Origin of the sequence: Azomonas agilis (assembly GCF_007830255.1) — a bacterium.
Classification (GTDB): domain Bacteria; phylum Pseudomonadota; class Gammaproteobacteria; order Pseudomonadales; family Pseudomonadaceae; genus Azomonas; species Azomonas agilis.
This window is the reverse complement of record NZ_VLKG01000006.1, coordinates 138,210-157,236: the sequence shown is the minus strand read 5'-3', so window position 1 is coordinate 157,236 and position 19,027 is coordinate 138,210. Positions and strand designations below refer to the sequence as shown.

Here is a 19,027-nt window from a genome sequence, read left to right as displayed (position 1 = left end):
TCAGCATTTTTAGTGTTTCCAGAAGGTTCGGGTCAGTAATACCAGCACGGTAATGATTTCTAACCGACCTAATAACATACCTATACCCAATAAGTATTTAGCTGAATCCGGTAGGGGCGCGAAGTTACCCGCTGGGCCGATAATAGAGCCTAATCCCGGGCCAACGTTACACACGGCGGTTGCAGCTCCTGTGAGCGCGGTTATAAAGTCCAAGCCGATAAAAGCCAAACATAATGCTAATACCGCAATGGTAATGGTGAAGAAAAACGAAAACGTCAGGATGGAGCGCACGATATCCTCGTCCAGAGGATGCCCATTGTAGTGTTGCCGAATAACTGCTCTGGGGTGGATCAACTGGCGTAAGTTTGCACGCAACAGAGCATAGGCCACTTGAAAACGGAATATTTTTAACCCGCCAGAGGTTGAGCCTGAGCAACCGCCCATAAAGGTCAGGTAGAAAAATAGCATGATGGCAAAATCGCCCCATAGAGTGTAATCCCCCATGGCAAATCCGGTCGTAGAAACGATGGAAATGACGTTAAAAGTAGCAATCCGTACCGCATCTGCGGGGGAAACATCTTGAGTGTGCAGCCAATACCAGAGGCTTAGCACGGCACTGATGAGTGCCAAGATAATCAGAAATCCACGCACTTGCTCATCTTTAAATAAAGCAGAGTAATTACCGCGCAATGTGGCTACATAGAGGGTAAAAGGCAGGCTGCCCAGAATCATAAACAGCATAGCAACCCAATGGGTTTGCTCCGGAAAATGAGCCATTGAAGTATCAGAGGTAGAAAATCCACCAGTGGATACTGCGGACATCGCATGATTAATGGCATCGAAAATCGACATACCAGCCCAGTAAAAAGCAAAGGTCGCACTCAGGGTAAAAAAGACGTAGATATACAAAATGTACTTAGCCACCATGTGGGTGCGTGGCATAACTTTTTCTGACCAGTCTGAGGATTCAGTTTGGAATAAACGCATGCCCCCGACCCGCAATAAGGGTAATACCGCTACAGCCATGCCGATAAAACCAATACCTCCTAACCAGTGTAGAAGTGAGCGCCATATCAAAAGCCCTGGCGAGGCTTGATCCAGCCCCGTTAACACCGAAGCTCCAGTAGTAGTGATGCCCGACATAGTTTCGAAAAAAGCATCGGCATGGCTGATTTCTTGAATTAACACCATGGGCAAGGCGGCGAAGCAGCACACAATCAGCCAACTGAGTGTTGTGAGCAGATACATATCCCTTGGGCGTAAATGCACATGGTGTGGACGCGGTAGCAATACCAGCAATAAGCCGCACCCTAGGGTAATCAGGCTTGACCACATGAATTCTGGAATTTGATCCGTGCGGTTGAGGGCTAGTACCGTTAGCACCGGGATTGTCATAGCCACTGCCAAGGTGATCAGAAAGATTCCGAGAATGAAACCAATGATGCGCAGAATGGGCAGAGCCATGAATGCTTCCAGCAGTTAAAACAGGATAGGGATTCTACCTGTGTTATGGGTGCTGTAAATGCGTTTAGTGCATCAAGTTTCGGATAGAGTCATGGTTGCCCAAATCCTGACCGCGATGCTGCCCGGGCGGCGCACGGTTTACCCTCGATTAGTCCGCCGTTACAGCCCTTTCAAGCCCCTGATCGGGCTGCTTAGTTAAGGAGCAGCATTAGCCAGTGGTAAACGCAGCGTAGCAATAAAGCCGCCTTCGGGATGGTTGCTTAACTGTAGGGTACCGCCGTGTCGTTCCGCTGAGCGCCGTGCAATGGCTAAACCCAATCCATGACCCGGTGCTGTTTGTTTAGCTCCTCGGAAGAAGGGCGTACTCAGTTGTGGTAACTCAGTTTCTGTAGCTCCGGGGCCATGATCGCGTACGCTCAGCTCCAGTTGGTGGTCTCGGATATGACCTGAGATTTCGATGGGGTGATCGGCAGGATTAAAGCGTAGGGCATTACGCACTAGATTATCTAAGGCACGCTCTAGCATATCGGGCCATCCGTACAGACTGAGATGCTCTGGAACCTGTATCTGAATCTGCTGCTCGGGGGCGGAGAGCTGAGCATGGCTTTGAAGCTGCTTGAGCAGTTCATCCAAGGCAATAGGACGAGCCGCCCCGGGATCAGCATCCATTCGCGCTAGGGTTAAAATTTCACTGATTAAGGCTTCTAAACGATCACACTCTTGGGTGAGGCGTGGCCAAATGCGTTCACGTTCTTCAGGAGCGGCCCGTTCTGCCAGTGCTAAAGCAATGCGTAAGCGGGCTAAAGGAGAGCGCAGCTCATGGGAAACGTCTCTCAGGAGTTGGCGTTGACTGTCGATCAGATTTTGCAGACGCTCCCCCATGCGGTTGAAGTCCCGAGCCAGTAAACCCAGTTCATCCCGCCGCCGTGCAAGACGAGCGAGGGAGGTTTGTTGATAGGCGGTGCGACCTAGGTCATGTACGGCATTGCGCAGCCGATCAAGCGGGCGAGTAATGGACAGAGTGAGCAGTAGGCTAAATAGGGTCAGTACTACCAAAGCGATGACAACGGCACTGAACGGCCAAAGCATGGTTTCCCGTTGCCAAGCAAAGAGGTCAGGGTGGGGAATGCGGTAGATAAAAAGGTAGGTTTCCCCTGTTGTGGGGCTGGTGTAGTCTTCGGTTAAGCGTCGCCAAGGCAGCCTGCGTTCATTCTTTTGCTCATGCTTTTCAAAGGCGGCTGAGCGAGCGGGAAAGGTACCGCTGACGATGGGGTGTCCGTTGCTGTCTAAAACTTGGGTTTCGATACGAAAGCGGCGCTTATGCCGTTCTAAAAAGCGCTGGGCCGCTTCTTCACCCTCCTGTTCATACACTTGAGTCCAATTTTGTGCCAGTGATTGTACTCCGGGATAACGATCGAGAATCCAAGCATCCTGTTGTAGGGCATAGCCTAAAAGCGTTGATAAGCCAGCAACTAGGGCGATGGCTAACCACAGCGTTGCCAGTATTCGCCAAAATAGTGAGCGCAATTCCCGTTCTCCAGACACCCTAAGATTCTCCGTACTTTAAACGGCTTTAGCCCCCTTTGCTTGTAGTGGGTGGGGTGCTCCGTTTGCGAATGAAAATAGCCCGACCCCAGAGGAGTCGGGCGGGTGGTGGAGTTTGGCCGCCCTAAGGTTTATTGCTGTTTTTGGCCGTCACGCTCAGCTTTCCACTGTTTGAATTCTTCGAATTCTTTGTGTTTTTCTTGCATGCGCTTTTCGTGCTCGTCAAATTTCTTTTGTTGCTCTGGTGTTAAGAGATCGTGCACGGCTTTACGGGATTGTTCGCGGTTCTCGTGCATGTCTTTACGCAGGGCTTGACGTTCGGCTTCAGGCAGTTTGTCCAAGTAGCGGCGAGTGATTTCGCGCTGCTCTTCCATCTCCTTGGCTTTGATTTTGTGCAGATCGCGCTTTTGTTCCTTGGTCAGATCCAGTTTTTCAAGGGGATCATGGTGGTGACGGCCTTCACCGAACATCGGGCCTTTAGGGCCATGATGTTCACCTTGGTGATAGTGAGAGGGCGCATCATCTTTTTTACCCGGTACTTCAGGCTCAGGAGTGGCCAAGGCCAGTGTGGGTAGAGCAGCGGTTAAGAACAGGGCAGCCAGTACGGAGCGTTTCATGGTGTCTTCCTCAGATGGGCAGTCAGTGTTGACTGGATGGCCCCATTGTAAGAAGTACAAAGTCAAGCCCGGTCAGGCCAGAGTAAAGCCTGAGTAAACCTTATTGGGATTATTCCACCTGATACAGATAGCCTCGTCCGCGCAGTGCCAAGATGCGCGGGCGGCCATCGGCATGTGGGCCTAGTTTGCGCCGTAAGTTACTGACGTGCATATCTAAACTGCGATCGTACAGCGTGAGCTTGCGTCCTAGGGCGTGTTCAGCCAGCGCCTGTTTATCGATGGGCTCGGTTGGGTGTGCTAAGAGCGCTTCAAGGATACGGCCTTCGGTGAGGGTCAGGCTGACTTCTTGATCGCGTATGTAAGCCATTCCGCGTGCGGCGCTGTAACGCAAATCCCCAATCTCAAGGGGGTTGTTATGGGATACGGGTTGGGTACGGCGCAAAATAGCCCGTAAACGGGCCGTCAACTCGCGAGGGTCGCAGGGTTTGGACAGGTAATCATCAGCACCCAATTCCAAGCCTAGAATGCGATCAAGGGGTTCACCGCGTGCTGAGAGCATCAGCACGGGGAGTTCTGGATACAGGGCTCTGAGTTGGCGTAATAGCTCCAAGCCGCTGCCATCAGGGAGCATTACATCTAGGATAACGACTTCAGGTTGCTGCTCAGCGAGGGCTCCCCGAGCGCTTTGTGCTTCATGACATACATCCAGTTCAAAACCTTCTTGGGTGAGCCAACTGGCTAAGAGCTCACAGAGTTCTTGGTCATCATCAATCAGTAAAAGCTTGCTCATGGGGCGCTATCCTTGGATACCCAAGCTGGCAGATTAGGGAAATACTTTTTTGAAGGGCTTTACAATCACTTGGGCGTAGACCCCAGCCGCTTGATAAGGGTCGGCAGCGGCCCAAGCTTGTGCTGCTTCTAAAGACTCAAACTCAGCCACTACTAGGCTGCCGGTGAATCCTGCCGGGCCGGGGTCGTTGCTATCAATAGCGGGGTGTGGGCCTGCCAGTAACAAACGGCCTTCCGCTTGAAGTTTTTCTAAGCGTGCTAAGTGCTCAGGGCGAGTGGCTAGGCGTTGGCTCAGGGTATTGGGTGTATCAGTAGCGATGATGGCGTAGAGCATGAGGGGGTATCTCAAGTGGAGAGCTAAAATAAGGCCACTATCTTTGCAGAAAATTCAACAAACTGTCATTGTGATTCCTATTTTGCTCTTTTGGGCCAGAGTGTCATGATGGATTTGCATTGCCACAGTACCGCCTCAGACGGTGTGTTAACGCCCACTGCCTTGGTAGACCGTGCAGCGCAACTGGGTATCCGCCTGTTATCTTTAACCGACCACGATACGATTGAGGGCTTGGCTGAAGCTCGTAGAGCGGCTGAGACTCTGGGCGTTACACTGGTTAATGGTATTGAGCTTTCCTGTACTTGGGGTGGTGTGACCATCCATGTGTTGGGTTATGGGTTTCAGGAACAGGCCACCGCCTTAGTGGAAGCTTTAGATCATTTACACAGCGCACGGTGGCAGCGCGCTGAGCTGATTGGCGAGCGCCTTGCAGCTAAAGGAATGTCAGGCGCTTTTGAAGGCGCGCGTTTCATCCAGCAAGAGCTTGGAGTCAGCAATAATGCGCCAGCTCGTCCACATTTTGCGGAGTTTTTGGTACAAGCAGGTTACGTTCGCGATCGAAATGAAGCTTTTCGTAAGTGGTTGGGTGCGGGCAAACTGGGCGACATCAAGCACCATTGGCCAACTTTAGCGCAAACGGTAATGACGCTAAAAAATGCGGCGGCTTGGATTAGTTTGGCCCACCCTTGGCAGTATGCGTTAACAGGCAGTAAACGGCGGCGTTTGGTAGCTGATTTTGTGCAGTCCGGCGGGCAGGCATTAGAGGTAGTTAACGCGTGGCAACCGATGGAGCAAATTGGGGTGTTAGCGCGACTAACGCGCGATTTTAACTTATTGGCCAGTGCAGGCAGTGACTTCCATGCTCCGGGATTATGGTCGGAGCTAGGACTGTACCGCCCTTTACCGGAAGGGGTAACGCCGCTATGGCCATATTTAGAAGGATATCAGCAGCATCATGAGCCAGCTTTTACAGATACATCCCGATAGCCCTCAAGCCCGTCTGATCAAACAGGGGGTAGAGGTGTTGCGTGCGGGCGGCATTATGGTTTATCCGACCGATTCTTCTTATGCCTTGGGTTGTTTGATGGGCAATAAGACAGGACTGGAGCGCATTCGTAGGCTGCGTCAGTTGGATGATAAACACAACTTCACCCTAGTGTGTAAGGACTTATCCCAGCTAGGTGTTTTTGCACGGGTGGATACTCAGGTATTTCGTTTACTCAAAGCCCACGTACCTGGGCCTTACACCTTTATCCTACATGCCACCCGTGAAGTGCCTCGGATGCTGCTGCATCCTAAGCGGCGTACCATTGGCATTCGGGTTCCGGCTCAGCCTATTGCTCAAGCCTTGTTGGAAGAGTTGGACGAGCCTTTGCTGAGTGTCAGCTTAATCTTGCCTGGAGAGCTTGAGCCCCTGAGTGATCCTTACGACATCGTTGAGCAGCTTGGCAAACAAGTAGACTTAATCATTGATGCTGGACTGGGCGGCAAGGAAGCTTCAACTGTTGTCAGCCTTTTGGAGGATCACCCTGAAGTGCTGCGTGAAGGCTGTGGAGATATTGAGCCTTTTATCAACTAATAAGGCGGAGCAGTGTATGTCCCGCAGCAGGGGGTATTTGTTTAGAATAAGTAGCGTTGCAGACGCAGATCAGAGCATCTTGCGTCGTATAATGGTCTACGTTTTTCAAAAGCCCCTGATTTGGATTTCTGATGCCTCAAACTGAATCTAGTGTGCCGCCAGAGCCTACAGAAGCCTTAGCTCGGATTTTTGTGTACGGAGAGGCATTAGCCCAGATTCCCCAAGACCTTTATATTCCGCCCGATGCCCTAGAGGTTTTCTTAGAGGCTTTTGAAGGGCCTTTGGATTTGTTGTTGTACCTGATCCGTAAGCAAAACATCGACATCCTTGATATTCCAGTGGCCGACATTACGCGCCAATACATGGACTATGTGGAGCTGATGAAGGCTGTACATCTGGAGTTAGCCGCTGAATATTTGGTGATGGCGGCCATGTTGGCGGAAATCAAGTCACGGATGTTGTTACCTCGCTCGCCGGAAGCGGCTGCAGAGGAAGAAGATCCCCGCGCTGAACTTATTCGTCGGCTACAGGAATACGAGCGCTTTAAAGCGGCGGCGGAAGATTTAGAGACCTTACCTAGGGTGGGGCGCGATCTGTTTATTCCAGAGTTACCTGCTGCCAATCTGCGGATTCGTACCCTAGTACCTGAAGTTAGCTTAGATGAATTATTGAGCGCTATGGCCGTCATACTGCATCGGGCTGAGCTGTTTGAAAGCCACCGCATTACCCAAGAGCCGCTGTCAACGCGCGAACGCATGGGCGCGGTTTTGGACTACTTGCGCTCTAACCGAGGCTTTACGCCTTTTTCCAGCCTGTTTTGCCTCGAAGAAGGGCGCTTAGGTGTGGTAGTGACCTTTCTCGCTGTTTTAGAGCTCATGAAGGAGTGTCTCGTGGAGTTGGTGCAAAATGAAGCTTTTGCTCCTATTCATGTGCGTACAAGGCTAAATGATGAACCTGTCTGACCCTCATGAATTAGCGGCTTTACTAGAGGCGGTCCTTTTGGCTTCAGGGCGCGCTTTATCCTTAGAGGCCTTATCCGCTCTGTTTGAAGAAGCCGAGCGCCCTGAATTATCGTACTTACGTCAGGCGTTAGCTATTTTGGGTGCCTCCTGCCAAGGCCGAGGTTTTGAACTACAGGAGGTCGCCTCAGGTTATCGTTTACAGGTGCGTAGTAGCTATGCCCCTTGGGTCAGTCGTTTGTGGGAGGAGCGCCCACAGCGTTACTCGCGTGCCCTATTGGAGACGCTGGCTCTCATTGCCTACCGCCAACCCATCACCCGTGGTGAAATTGAAGATATCCGAGGCGTTACGGTCAGCAGCCAAATTATTAAAACCCTACAGGATCGCGAATGGATTCGCGCTGTAGGGCATAGAGAAGTACCCGGTCGTCCCACCTTGTTTGCCACGACGCGCGTCTTTTTGGACGACTTCAACTTAAAAAATCTGGATGAGCTGCCGCCGCTGAGTGTGGTTCGAGAGTTAGGCGCTGAATTACCCTCAGGGGTACAGGAAGAATTCAGCTTTGCAGCCTCTGTGGAGGCAGCTAAGGCTGCTCCCAGCCCAGAAAAAGCCCAGATTAGCTTCAAGAGCTTGCTGGAGGAGCTAGACACTATGGAGCAAGGCTTGAAAACCGACTTCAAGGATTTAGACACACCGTCCGATTCCAAGCCTTCAAGCTCGTAGTGCGTGATTTAGAGGCTCGCTATACTGGCCAGCCGGATACCCTAACTCAGTGGTCGTTGATATGCCGGCTATTATTCCTGAAGCAGTCACTTTAGCGCTTTTTGGTGCTCAGGGTGACTTAGCACTACGCAAGTTATTTCCGGCCCTCTATCAGCTTGATCGAGCGAGTTTGCTGCATGAAGGAACACGTGTGCTGGCGTTGTCTCGGCGGGTGGGAGATCCTCAAGCACACAAGGCGCGTATTGAGCAGGCTTTGCGTCAGCGTCTGCTCCGCCATGAGTTGGATGAGCGCATTTTAGAGCGTTTTTGCAACCGCCTAGACTGTCTAACTATGGATTTTCAGTGCGCAACGGACTATGAGGCGCTTAAATCAAAAATCACTACTCAGGGGCCTTTAATCGCTTACTGTGCGACACCGGCTAAGGTGTTTGGAGCGATTTGTGAACATCTGGCGGCACACGGACTGGCTGAGCAGACCCGCATCGTGTTGGAAAAACCCATTGGCCACGACCTACGCTCCTCGCAATTAATTAACGAGGCCGTTGCCCGGCACTTTCCAGAAAGTCAGGTCTATCGTATTGACCATTATTTAGGCAAAGAAACGGTTCAAAACCTGATTGCTTTGCGCTTTGCAAACAGTCTGTTTGAGACTCAATGGGATCAGCACCATATTTCCCATGTCGAAATTACTGTTGCCGAAACCGTTGGTATCGAAGGGCGCTGGGGGTATTTTGATCAGGCTGGCCAAATGCGTGACATGCTGCAAAACCACCTGTTGCAGCTTTTGTGTTTGATTGCGATGGATCCACCCAGTGACTTAACCGCCGATAGCATCCGTGATGAAAAAGTGAAGGTGCTTAAAGCTCTAGCTCCCATCACTCCTGAGCACGCAAAACAGGTCATTCGAGGGCAATATACGGCAGGCTTTAGTCAGGGTAAGGCGGTACCCGGCTATTTAGAAGAAGAGCAAGCCAACTCAAACAGCACCACAGAAACCTTTATTGCCCTACGCACAGAAATCCGTAATTGGCGTTGGTCAGGCGTACCCTTTTATTTGCGTACAGGCAAGCGAATGGCGCAAAAGCTCTCGCAGATTGTGATCCACTTCAAAGAGCCTCCATTCTATATTTTCGCGCCGGAACAGCGGTCTTTAATCAACAATCGTCTGATTATTCGCCTACAGCCGGATGAGTGCATCGCTTTACACGTGATGACCAAGGAGCAGGGCTTGGACAAAGGGATGCAATTGCGTCGTGGGCCATTACAGCTAAATTTTTCCGAGGCTTACCAGAGTGTGCGCATTCCTGATGCCTATGAGCGGCTTTTGTTAGAGGTGATGCAGGGCAATCAGAATCTTTTTGTGCGCAAAGACGAGGTCGAATACGCTTGGCGCTGGTGTGATCAATTGATGGCTAGCTGTACCTGTTTAGGCGATCGTCCCAAAGCCTACTCAGCAGGATCTTGGGGGCCAATGGCATCCATTGCATTGATTACACAGGATGGGAGGTCATGGTATGGCGATTTCTGAGTTGGATTTACCAACGGGTGTTCTGGCTCATAGTCTGAGTAATGCAGATCAGCAAGCCCGTCTGTTGGCTGATCGGGTTGCACAGGCGCTTCAATTTGCGATTCATGCCGATGGTCAAGCTAGCCTATTAGTGTCGGGTGGAAAAAGTCCCATCGCCTTTTTTGAGTATCTGGCCCAAAAAGAACTAGACTGGGCACAAGTCACCATCAGCTTGACCGACGAGCGTTGGGTTCCCCCAGAGCATCCCGATAGCAACGAAGGGTTGGTGCGTCGTCATTTATTACAGCATCAAGCGGCAGTGGCTCAGTTTGTAAGTCTCTATTATCCTGCGCCAACCTTAGAAGAGAGCGCGCACAAAGCCGAACAGGTGTTGCAGGTACTCCCTAAAAAACCGGATGTAGTGGTGTTGGGTATGGGAAGTGATGGGCATACTGCTTCGTTATTTCCGGGGAGTCCGCTGTTATATCAAGCCCTTAATCCTGAGTGTGCTTTGCGCTGTTTGCCCATGCAAGCGCCTTCTGAGCCTAGGCAACGGATTAGCTTGACCTACCCATTTTTGGCTTCAGCGCCAGTGCAGTATTTAGCGATTCAGGGGCATGGAAAGTTTTTAGCCCTGAGCCGAGCTTTACAAGCTTACTCAGTGCAGATGCCCGTACATGCTTTTTTGCATCATCCCCTAGAAATTTACTGGTGTCCCTAAGGAGCGAGGGTTTATGAGCCTGGATAAACATGCCCAAATCGAGCAGTTATGCCGACAGGCCCGCATATTGCCCGTGATCACCTTCCACTGCGAGGAGCATATTTTACCGCTTGCAGATGCCTTGGCGGCGGGTGGGCTCACCACCCTAGAGGTTACTCTGCGCTCGGAGTATGGTTTGGCCGCTATTCAACTGCTCACCGAACAGCGTCCAAATTTGTGTATTGGCGCGGGAACGGTACTTAATCCTCAGATGCTTGAAGCCTGTGTGCAGGCCGGAGCACGCTTTTTGGTTGCTCCGGGGATTACTCAAGAGCTGCTCTTGGCGGCTCAGGATAGCCCCATCCCTCTACTACCAGGCGTTAGTACCGCCTCTGAGATTATGCAAGCGCTGGCCCTTGATTATCAGTGCTTTAAATTATTTCCCGCCGAGGCTTCGGGAGGTGTGGCGGCACTTAAAGCCTTAGCTGGGCCATTTCCTCAAGTGCGTTTTTGTCCGACGGGCGGAGTGAACGCCCATAATTTGGCTCAGTATATTGCCCAGCCTAATGTGTTTTGTGTGGGCGGCTCTTGGATGATGGAGTCTGAGGCTATCAAGCAAGCCGATTGGAGCCGAGTACAGCAAGCTACTCAAGCTGCTCTAAGATGCTTTGGAAGTCCTGTTTGACTGCTGGGATAAAGCGTATCATCCCGCCCTTTTACGATTGAACTACACCGGGAGGTGCCTGATGACGGAATCAATGAACCCAATCACTGGGGAAAAATTGCAGAAGGTATTAGCACGTTTAGGCATTGGATCGCGCCGTGACATGGAAGCTTGGATTGCTCAAGGCCGAGTCAAGGTAAATGGTACGCTCGCGGCGTTAGGGCAGCGGATACAAGCAGGGGATGCGATTAGCGTCGATGGTCGCTTGATTCAAGGTGAAGAGACCAGTCGCTGTGTGCGGCGGGTGCTGATCTACAACAAACCCGAAGGCGAGATTTGTACCCGTCATGATCCAGAAGGTCGTCCCACTGTGTTTGAACGGCTGCCCCGTTTAAAAGAGGGACGCTGGATTAATGTTGGGCGTTTGGACATCAATACTACTGGGCTGATGTTGTTTACAACCGATGGCGAGTTAGCCAACCGCCTGATGCATCCTTCCTATGAAATGGATCGTGAGTATGCGGTGCGTGTGCGTGGTGAAGTCACTGATGAGATGTTAGAGCGCCTTAAAGCGGGAGTCATGCTTGAAGACGGCCCGGCCCGTTTTACTGATATACAACAGGCTCCCAATGGTGATGGTTTAAATCATTGGTTTCACTGTGTGGTGATGGAGGGGCGTAACCGCGAAGTACGGCGGCTCTGGGAGTCTCAGGGGCTGGTTGTTAGTCGCCTAAAGCGCGTTCGCTTTGGCCCAGTATTTCTAAACTCCCAACTGGCTTTAGGGCGTTGGCGTGAACTAAATCAAGCTGAGGCAGATATTTTGTCTACGGAAGTTGGTTTAGAGCCTATTCCTTTACCGCCTACGACACTTAAAACACGCGAAAAATTGGATCGCTTACAACGCAAATCCAATAAGCCTGTGAGCACAAAAGCAAGTAGAGATAAGGAGTTCTTCCAAAAAAGACCGCGCAGCGGCGGCCCTAGAGAAGATCGGAAGAAATAGCCGTACTAGTCCAGCTACGGCTAAACTTTGGCTCTGGAGGACACAGAGTAACCCATATTTGCTGCATCAGTGGGTTAGCCTGTGTCCTTCAGCCGTTTAAGCCCAATCAGTTTTCTATGATGCCACCTGCCATGCTGCATAGACTGATGTAGTCTAAGACACGAATTTCTTTGCCTTCAGCCTCAATAATGCCGTTTTGCTGGAAACGGGTAAAAACACGGGAAACGGTTTCTACGGCTAACCCAAGGTAGTTGCCGATCTCGTTACGAGACATAGACAAACGGAATTGGCTGGCCGAAAACCCACGGGCGCTAAAACGAGCAGATAGGTTAATTAGAAAAGAAGCAATACGTTCATCAGCCGTTTTTTTCGACAGCAATAACATCATCTGCTGATCGTCACGAATCTCTCGACTCATGATCCGCATCAACTGACGGCGTAGCTGAGGGAGTAGCATGCTTAACTCATCTAGGCGGTCAAAAGGAATCTCACAGACAGAGGTTGTTTCCAAGGCTTGGGCGGTAACGGGATAGCTTTCGGTATCCATGCCGGAAAGCCCTACAAGTTCACTAGGAAGGTGAAAGCCCGTAATTTGCTCTTCTCCATTATCGGTCACACTAAAGGTGCGTAATGTTCCAGAACGAACAGCAAATACAGAGTCAAAGGGTTCGCCTTGTCGGAATAAGACTTCGCCCTTTTTCAATGGACGGCCCCGCTTGACGATTTCATCCAGGGTATCCATGTCCTGCATGTTAAGTGAGATGGGCAGGCACAGGGGTGCAAGACTGCAATCCTTGCAATGAACCTGGCGTTGAGTTTGGGCTTTGATTGGCTGGGGCATACAGGGCGTTCCCGGAAACCTTTTTAGCTTAGACTAACTCACCTTGCCACTTATGGCCAATCGGTCATGAAGTCGCAAGGCGGGTACTTTTTGTTTCAAAGCAGCTAAAGGCTGTTGTCAGAGTACGTTACGGCGAAATTCACGCTGAAGTTGGGTAACGTAACGCGCTAAATCTCTTTGTAACAGACCATCTATATCGTGAAACTTAAATCCGAGAAAGGTGCGATTTTGGCTGCTGTCGTAATTGGTGTATCGAAGCTCGACAGGGAGCTGAATTTCCCGGAATGAGGGCATGTTGATGAGCAGATTTCTGTACACAACACCCGGTTGCAACCAATCTTGCAGATTGCCATAAACACGCAGTTTGCAGCCGCTTGTGGAGATATCCATAAGCTCACCCAGTAGGTCAATAGCCCGTTGGGTATCTGACAGAACAGCAGGCACTTTGCGACCGAGTAATGATGCTCTGTAAGCACTGCGACGTTGGTGGTAAATCAATTCGTCAGGAATGGCAATCCAGTGACAGGGAATATTGTTGAGTTCACCCTGTTGCACAGGATAGACGTTTTCCCAAGCAATACGAACACCGTCATGAAACCCTTCAACCTTGAACGAGGGGTCTCGCTTAATGTGTAAATCCCCATCATTAGGGATAATTTCGTCGAAAGCTAATAGGCCGTAGTCTGTGTTTATTTCAATCAAGTAAGACTGGTAGCGCGAACTGTGCTTAGGAAAGCGCAGGGTGAGTGGAACATGGTTGGTCTGTAAAGGACGAAGAGTTGCCAGAATTTCAAGAGAAGCCGTTAAAATTTTGGGTGCCTGAGGAGAGTCTCCTGTAGGGAGTGGGTCGGGCATTTCCTTTCCTTCTTGACTATCTTTAGCTAATTACGGTGTTAAGTTTTTATGCTTGGCTAATGGGACGCTGTCGATTCAGGTTGGCTGCATTCCCACCTCGCTGATTGTAAAGATTTGCGGAATCTGGTGTACCGCGAAGGATCTGTAGCGTATCACTGATAGCTATTTGATTATAGTAGATGAAGCGGCCATTCCTATCATTAGCTTGTTTGCAGAGCTCTAGCTGCTGCTCTAAATAATCAGCTAATTTCAGTATTTGTTCCTGAATAGGCTGGCTGGAGGGCTCTTTATGCAACAGGCTTTGTAAGCCTTGCCGGGTAACGGGTAAGTGATTTTGGGTAAGCAAATCCGCCCGTTGCTGTCCGTGTGCGCTAAGCTGGCTGATCAGTGGAGATTTATGTTCCAGCAGTGCCTCTAAATGTTCAAATTGGCGAAGCTGGAGTAATTGAAATTCGTGCTCAATAAGGGCAAGCAGTTGATCAACCTGTTCAACATCGGTTTTTAGTTGTTCAAGTAGTTCTATCGGTTGCATGGTTTTAGGCTCTACTTGTTTTATAGGGTGCTGAACATCCGCGATCAGATGCTCACCAATCTTGGGTTGCTGAAATCAGTTTGTCGGCCAGTTTTTGAGCATCAACTTTATAGCTGCCTGAGGCAATAGCTGCTTTCAATTGCGCTACTTTGTCTTCATTAATTTCAGGGGATTCCTGTAGTTTTTCTGCAATTTGCTGGATTTGTTGCGCTTCAGGGCTTAGCTGGACGTTTTCTTGAGTTTCAGGGCCAGGGCTAAGTGTATTTTGGGTACTGCTGGTTGGGTTACGCTCTCCCGGTGGGGCCGTTGTGCCAGAGCGAGCGTTGGTGCTAGGGCTCGTACCGATAGTACTCAGTCGATTAAAGTCAATGACCATGATGGTTATCTCGAATAAAGGCTACGCTTTCCCCCAGTATCGACCACTTTTGGAAAAGCTTGAGCAGTTTTGCAGTTATATTGAGCGCCCTGTGTGTTTATCATAGCCCTGCTTCGACGTGGCCTTGGCTGATTACTCTGGCTTTAACGACTCGTCCTGACCCAAGATTTTTTACGGGGATTTGCTGATTATATACGCCATTAGACAGAGCCTCACCGGGCATTTGAACATTAATGTTTGCCCGCCGAGCTGTGATAATCACTTGCTCACCTTTGCGGATAAGCTGTGCCTGTTGCAGCATTGCTGGAGTAATGACTTGGTTTTCTGCGATATTGCGTGCTGCTTGGCTGCCTAATGCTTGGTCTAAATGGCTCAAGTACCCCTGTGGCAGTTGCCCGACTTCACGCTCTGCCAGCATGAGGTCTGTTTCTGTGAGTAGTGTTTGGCGTTGTACTGTTCGGCGACTCACCACGACATCACGATATAGTCGAACTTGGGCGGGCATAAAAATAGTCCAAGGTTTTTGTCCTTCACACTGTAAACGAACCGTAACCCGCCCCACAGGTTGCGCTGGGTTTTCCAATGAGGCAGTTGCAGGAACCTCACAATGGGTTAAGTGAAATCGGGAGTCCAGTCGGTTAACTTCAACCTCGTATCGTCCTTCTATTGCGCTACGCTGCATATAATCTGCTGTAATTTGCTCAAGAAAGGATTGAGTAACCTCTATGAGGTGTGCGGGCAGCGTTTGAGCCAGTGTGGCAGAGGAGGTACTCAAGCTGTATAAGGTAGCCAGTATAATAACGACATAGCGACGAGAAACTGATAAGCGCTCGACTGCTGGGATTACGTCGTTATCATGTTTTTGAGGTAATTTAGGCAAATGTTGTGCTGAATACATAGACTTTCTGCAAAGAAAAAAGGAAAACAGGCATGGCCGGTGTATTGGATTCGGTTAACCAGCGTACCCAGCTTGTTGGGCAAAACCGGCTGGAGTTGTTGCTATTTCGCTTAGATGGTACGCAGATTTATGGGATCAACGTCTTTAAAGTTAAAGAGGTTTTGCAGTGCCCACACCTGTCTATCATGCCCAAATCTAAGCCTGTGGTGCGTGGGGTAGCGAGTATCCGAGGCGGGGTTTTACCCATTTTGGATCTCTCTATTGCAACGGGAAAGCCTCTATTACAAGACATTCAAAATACTTTTGCGATCATTACAGAATATAATGATCGCGTGCTTGGTTTCTTAGTGCGCTCGGTGGAGCGCATTGTCAACATGCGTTGGGAGGAAATACTACCCCCTCCTAAAGGAGCTGGTCGTAATCATTATCTGACCGCTGTGACCCATGTAGATGGCCATTTGGTAGAAATTTTAGATGTAGAAAAAATATTAGCAGAGGTTTCTCCTGTTTCTGAGAGTCTTTCAGAGTCTGTTACTGAGCAAGCGGCACAAATACAGAAAAAACAGGAAATTCCCGCCAAAGTGTTAATCGCTGATGATTCCTCTGTAGCACGTAAACAGGTAACGCGTTGTTTAGAAGGGATAGGTATTGAGGTCATCGCATTAAATGATGGTCGGCAAACTTTAAATTATTTAAAACAAATAGCCGATGAGGGAAAAAATCCAGCCCATGATTTTCTGATGTTAATTTCTGATATCGAAATGCCAGAAATGGATGGCTATACCTTAACGACAGAAATTCGCCATGATCCGCGCATGAAAGATATGCATATTTTATTGCATACTTCTTTGTCGGGTGTATTTAATTTAGCAATGGTAAAGCGTGTGGGGGCCAGCGATTTCTTGGCTAAGTTTCATCCTGATGAATTAGCAAGTCGTGTAATGGATCGTATTAAGCAATTGGATGGCTCTCAAAATTAAATATGAGAATGCCTTAAGTATTTAGTTTATCTTGGTGTAAGAGTGAACAGGCCTGTGTCTGATAATTTCGGATTTGAACAATTTCGTGTCTTTTTAGAAAAAAATAGTGGTATCCAATTAGGAGAAAATAAACAGTATTTAGTAAATAGTCGACTTAATAAATTGATGGAGCAAAATAGTATTAAAACTCTGGATGAGTTAGTTAGAAAGCTTCAAGCCAGCCCGCGTAGCTCTTTACAAATCCAAGTAATTGACGCTATGACAACTAATGAAACTCTGTGGTTTCGGGATACTTATCCTTTTGATGTATTAAAACAGCGTCTGTTGCCTGAGTTGGTTAGGGAAAATATGGGGCAGCGCCTACGGATATGGTCTTCGGCTTGTTCTTCGGGTCAAGAGCCTTATTCTATTTCTATTGCCATTGATGAGTTTGAGCAGGCTAATCCTGGTCTGTTGAAAGCAGGTGTTCAAATTGTAGCCACTGATCTTTCAGGAAGTATGTTAAATATATGCCGGCAAGCGGAGTACGATAGTTTAGCTATTGGACGAGGCTTGTCTTCTGATCGCTTGCAGCGTTTTTTTGATAAAAAAGAAGAAAGTCGATGGCAAGTGAAAGGTAAGATTAGGAATCGTGTTGAGTTTAAAGCACTGAATTTATTAGAGAGTTATTCATCTTTAGGAAAGTTTGATATTATTTTCTGCCGTAATGTACTTATTTATTTTTCTTCAGAGCTTAAGAAAGATATTTTAAAGCAGATGCACAGTGCTTTAAAGCCGGGAGGCTATTTATTCTTGGGTGCTTCCGAAGCATTAAATGGGTTGCCAGATTTATATCAAATGATTCAATGTAATCCAGGTATTTTATATAAGGCTAAGTAATCCAAAAAATTCCACCTTAAAGCGCAGGTGACAGAAATTTGCCATTCATTGGGTGATCTTGGATTTAATGCGGCAAAAAATTGACTATGCTTTATAAATACCAATAAAAACAATAAGATATGCTCATGGTGTGACTTTTGCTTGACTCTGTCAATGTCATGCTATTTGGGAGCCATGATTGATGAGCATTAGTTTCAACAACGCTTTGGGGATTCACGAGCAAGCTCTAAGCTTTCGTAGCCAGCGTGCAGCAGTGCTGGCAAACAATCTAGCCAATGCCGATACGCCCCATTATAAAGCTAGGGATTTGGACTTTGCGGCTGCTTTAGAGGCCGCTCAGGCCGCAGCTGTTAACCAACCCTTTTCCATGGCTCAGACCCAAATGCGGCATTTGGCGGGGACTGGGCTAACTGATACTAATCCTGCGTTGCGTTATAGAACACCACATCACCCGTCCATTGATCAGAATACGGTAGACGCAGAATTGGAGCAGGCGGAGTATGCCAAGAACTCTGTAGATTTTCAGGCTAGTTTTACGTTCTTAAATAATAAGTTCAAAGGCATCATGAATGCCTTGCGAGGAGAATAATTAAGTATAAATTGGGAAAGGAGGAGTATTATGTCGTTAGCGAACGTATTTAATATTGCTGGTTCAGGAATGAGTGCTCAAAGTACGCGTTTGAACACTATTTCAAGTAATATTGCAAACGCGGAAACAGTGTCATCGAGTATTGATAAGACCTACAGAGCCCGACATCCTGTATTTGCAACCCTGATGCTAGATCAGCAAGGTCAAACATCAAACTCTTTATTTTCAGGGGAAGATCAAGCCGGGGTAGGGGTTCAGGTTGCAGGTATTGTTGAGGATTCATCTGAGCTGGAAATGCGTTACGAACCCAATCATCCTGCTGCTAATGAGCAGGGTTATGTTTATTACCCGAATGTAAATATTGTTGAGCAAATGGCTGATATGATATCGGCTAGCAGATCCTTTCAAACTAACGCAGATATAATGGCTACTGCAAAAACGATGATGCAGCGGGTATTAACCTTAGGGCAATAAAATATAGGGCCTATTATTATGTCTGTAGTTAGAAATACAGGAACTAATACCGATAATTCGGTAAGCCAGTATCAGTTTAGTGAAACTGCGGATGCTGCTACTAAGGAGTTGGGTGAGACTCAATTTCTTGAGCTGTTAGTCGCTCAGTTAAATAACCAAAACCCGCTTGATCCTCAAGACAATACAGAGTTTATTGCACAGTTAGCTCAGTTGAGTACGGTGGAGGGAATCAATAAGCTCAATACCAGTCTTGAAAGCATCCTTTCTGACTATCAAACATCTCAAGCGCTGCGGGGCGCAACTTTGGTGGGGCGATCCGTTATTGTTGAGGGATCCAAGGCCGTAGTAGATACGGCAAAGACCTTTAATGGAAGTTTGGTGTTGCCAGCCAGCAGCAGTAAAGTATTTGTTGATGTTTACGATGCCTCTGGGACTCCTGTTGATCGCATTGAGCTTGGGGAGCAGGCAGCCGGAACAGTTAATTTTATGTGGGATGGTCAAGACTCTTCTGGAAATACTCTATCGCCGGGTACTTATACCTTTAAAGCTCAGGCTACTTACGATGGTGAGTCTCAAGATTTAACGACATTTTTGCCCGCTACCGTGGATACGGTAACACTGGGCCAAAATGGTAGTGAAATGGTTCTAAACTTGGCAGGAGTGGGTAGCGTGACCCTATCTCAGGTTCAGGTAATTGGACAATAACTCTAAGGGGAAA

22 protein-coding genes and 1 pseudogene are annotated in these 19,027 nt (G+C 48.7%); 13 read left to right on the top strand and 10 right to left on the bottom strand.

Annotated features, from left to right (window positions below; translation table 11 throughout):
- Positions 1–9 precede the first annotated feature (9 nt).
- The 5 genes from LX59_RS09675 to LX59_RS09650 all read right to left on the bottom strand — a co-directional run bounded on the left by LX59_RS09675 (position 10) and on the right by LX59_RS09650 (position 4,749).
- Positions 10–1,464 (bottom strand): TrkH family potassium uptake protein, encoded by a 1,455-nt coding sequence (locus tag LX59_RS09675; protein WP_144571655.1) that lies wholly within the window; start codon positions 1,462–1,464, stop codon positions 10–12.
- A 195-nt stretch (positions 1,465–1,659) separates the two neighbouring features.
- A complete protein-coding gene (locus tag LX59_RS09665) occupies positions 1,660–2,991 on the bottom strand; it encodes a sensor histidine kinase (RefSeq protein WP_144571715.1) in 1,332 nt (443 codons plus the stop codon).
- A 149-nt stretch (positions 2,992–3,140) separates the two neighbouring features.
- On the bottom strand, positions 3,141–3,626 hold the full coding sequence (locus LX59_RS09660; protein ID WP_144571654.1) for a Spy/CpxP family protein refolding chaperone: 486 nt from the start codon (positions 3,624–3,626) through the stop codon (positions 3,141–3,143).
- A gap of 109 nt (positions 3,627–3,735) precedes the next feature.
- On the bottom strand, positions 3,736–4,416 hold the full coding sequence (locus LX59_RS09655; protein WP_144571653.1) for a response regulator transcription factor: 681 nt from the start codon (positions 4,414–4,416) through the stop codon (positions 3,736–3,738).
- 33 nt (positions 4,417–4,449) lie between these two features.
- The gene (locus LX59_RS09650; RefSeq protein WP_144571652.1) at positions 4,450–4,749 is read right to left on the bottom strand and encodes a YciI family protein; all 300 of its coding nucleotides are present in this window, start codon (positions 4,747–4,749) and stop codon (positions 4,450–4,452) included.
- A 105-nt stretch (positions 4,750–4,854) separates the two neighbouring features.
- Between LX59_RS09650 and LX59_RS09645 the strand changes: the two genes are divergently transcribed.
- The 8 genes and pseudogenes from LX59_RS09645 to rluB form a co-directional block, all read left to right on the top strand.
- A complete protein-coding gene (locus LX59_RS09645) occupies positions 4,855–5,736 on the top strand; it encodes a PHP domain-containing protein (RefSeq protein WP_144571651.1) in 882 nt (293 codons plus the stop codon).
- A complete protein-coding gene (locus LX59_RS09640; RefSeq protein WP_144571650.1) occupies positions 5,705–6,328 on the top strand; it encodes an L-threonylcarbamoyladenylate synthase in 624 nt (207 codons plus the stop codon). The genes LX59_RS09645 and LX59_RS09640 overlap by 32 nt, the downstream gene beginning before the upstream one ends.
- 131 nt (positions 6,329–6,459) lie before the next feature.
- Positions 6,460–7,290, top strand: coding sequence for a segregation and condensation protein A (locus LX59_RS09635; protein WP_144571649.1), 831 nt, complete (start codon positions 6,460–6,462; stop codon positions 7,288–7,290).
- Positions 7,277–8,011 (top strand): SMC-Scp complex subunit ScpB, encoded by a 735-nt coding sequence (scpB, locus tag LX59_RS09630; RefSeq protein WP_144571648.1) that lies wholly within the window; start codon positions 7,277–7,279, stop codon positions 8,009–8,011. The genes LX59_RS09635 and scpB overlap by 14 nt, the downstream gene beginning before the upstream one ends.
- 61 nt (positions 8,012–8,072) lie before the next feature.
- Positions 8,073–9,539 carry a glucose-6-phosphate dehydrogenase gene (zwf, locus tag LX59_RS09625; protein WP_144571647.1) on the top strand — a complete coding sequence of 489 codons (1,467 nt, stop codon included), beginning with the start codon at positions 8,073–8,075 and terminating at the stop codon, positions 9,537–9,539.
- Positions 9,526–10,239 (top strand): 6-phosphogluconolactonase, encoded by a 714-nt coding sequence (pgl, locus tag LX59_RS09620; RefSeq protein ID WP_144571646.1) that lies wholly within the window; start codon positions 9,526–9,528, stop codon positions 10,237–10,239. Before zwf ends, pgl begins: the two co-directional genes overlap by 14 nt.
- A gap of 13 nt (positions 10,240–10,252) precedes the next feature.
- Complete coding sequence (locus LX59_RS09615) at positions 10,253–10,903, top strand: bifunctional 4-hydroxy-2-oxoglutarate aldolase/2-dehydro-3-deoxy-phosphogluconate aldolase (RefSeq protein WP_144571645.1); 651 nt, start codon at positions 10,253–10,255, stop codon at positions 10,901–10,903.
- 61 nt (positions 10,904–10,964) lie between these two features.
- Positions 10,965–11,804 (top strand): annotated as a pseudogene (rluB, locus tag LX59_RS09610) (23S rRNA pseudouridine(2605) synthase RluB); the annotation flags it as partial.
- A gap of 187 nt (positions 11,805–11,991) precedes the next feature.
- Here rluB and fnr read toward each other — a convergent pair.
- The 5 genes from fnr to flgA form a co-directional block, all read right to left on the bottom strand.
- Positions 11,992–12,726 carry a fumarate/nitrate reduction transcriptional regulator Fnr gene (gene fnr, locus LX59_RS09605; RefSeq protein WP_144571643.1) on the bottom strand — a complete coding sequence of 245 codons (735 nt, stop codon included), beginning with the start codon at positions 12,724–12,726 and terminating at the stop codon, positions 11,992–11,994.
- Between the two features lie 117 nt (positions 12,727–12,843).
- Positions 12,844–13,581: a flagellar brake protein gene (locus LX59_RS09600; RefSeq protein WP_144571642.1), complete on the bottom strand. Its 738-nt coding sequence runs from the start codon at positions 13,579–13,581 to the stop codon at positions 12,844–12,846.
- A 46-nt stretch (positions 13,582–13,627) separates the two neighbouring features.
- A complete protein-coding gene (locus LX59_RS09595) occupies positions 13,628–14,113 on the bottom strand; it encodes a flagella synthesis protein FlgN (protein ID WP_144571641.1) in 486 nt (161 codons plus the stop codon).
- A 52-nt stretch (positions 14,114–14,165) separates the two neighbouring features.
- On the bottom strand, positions 14,166–14,489 hold the full coding sequence (gene flgM / locus LX59_RS09590) for a flagellar biosynthesis anti-sigma factor FlgM (RefSeq protein WP_144571640.1): 324 nt from the start codon (positions 14,487–14,489) through the stop codon (positions 14,166–14,168).
- A gap of 100 nt (positions 14,490–14,589) precedes the next feature.
- The gene (gene flgA / locus LX59_RS09585) at positions 14,590–15,264 is read right to left on the bottom strand and encodes a flagellar basal body P-ring formation chaperone FlgA (protein ID WP_246118732.1); all 675 of its coding nucleotides are present in this window, start codon (positions 15,262–15,264) and stop codon (positions 14,590–14,592) included.
- 155 nt (positions 15,265–15,419) lie between these two features.
- On the opposite strand from flgA, the gene LX59_RS09580 reads away from it, so the two are divergent.
- The 5 genes from LX59_RS09580 (at position 15,420) to flgD (ending at position 19,014) form a co-directional block, all read left to right on the top strand.
- Positions 15,420–16,367: a chemotaxis protein CheV gene (locus LX59_RS09580; protein WP_144571638.1), complete on the top strand. Its 948-nt coding sequence runs from the start codon at positions 15,420–15,422 to the stop codon at positions 16,365–16,367.
- A gap of 54 nt (positions 16,368–16,421) precedes the next feature.
- On the top strand, positions 16,422–17,246 hold the full coding sequence (locus tag LX59_RS09575; protein WP_170234361.1) for a CheR family methyltransferase: 825 nt from the start codon (positions 16,422–16,424) through the stop codon (positions 17,244–17,246).
- A gap of 181 nt (positions 17,247–17,427) precedes the next feature.
- A complete protein-coding gene (gene flgB / locus LX59_RS09570; RefSeq protein ID WP_144571636.1) occupies positions 17,428–17,835 on the top strand; it encodes a flagellar basal body rod protein FlgB in 408 nt (135 codons plus the stop codon).
- Positions 17,836–17,865: 30 nt separating this feature from the next.
- A complete protein-coding gene (gene flgC / locus LX59_RS09565) occupies positions 17,866–18,309 on the top strand; it encodes a flagellar basal body rod protein FlgC (protein WP_144571635.1) in 444 nt (147 codons plus the stop codon).
- A gap of 18 nt (positions 18,310–18,327) precedes the next feature.
- A complete protein-coding gene (flgD, locus tag LX59_RS09560) occupies positions 18,328–19,014 on the top strand; it encodes a flagellar hook assembly protein FlgD (RefSeq protein WP_144571634.1) in 687 nt (228 codons plus the stop codon).
- Positions 19,015–19,027 lie beyond the last annotated feature (13 nt).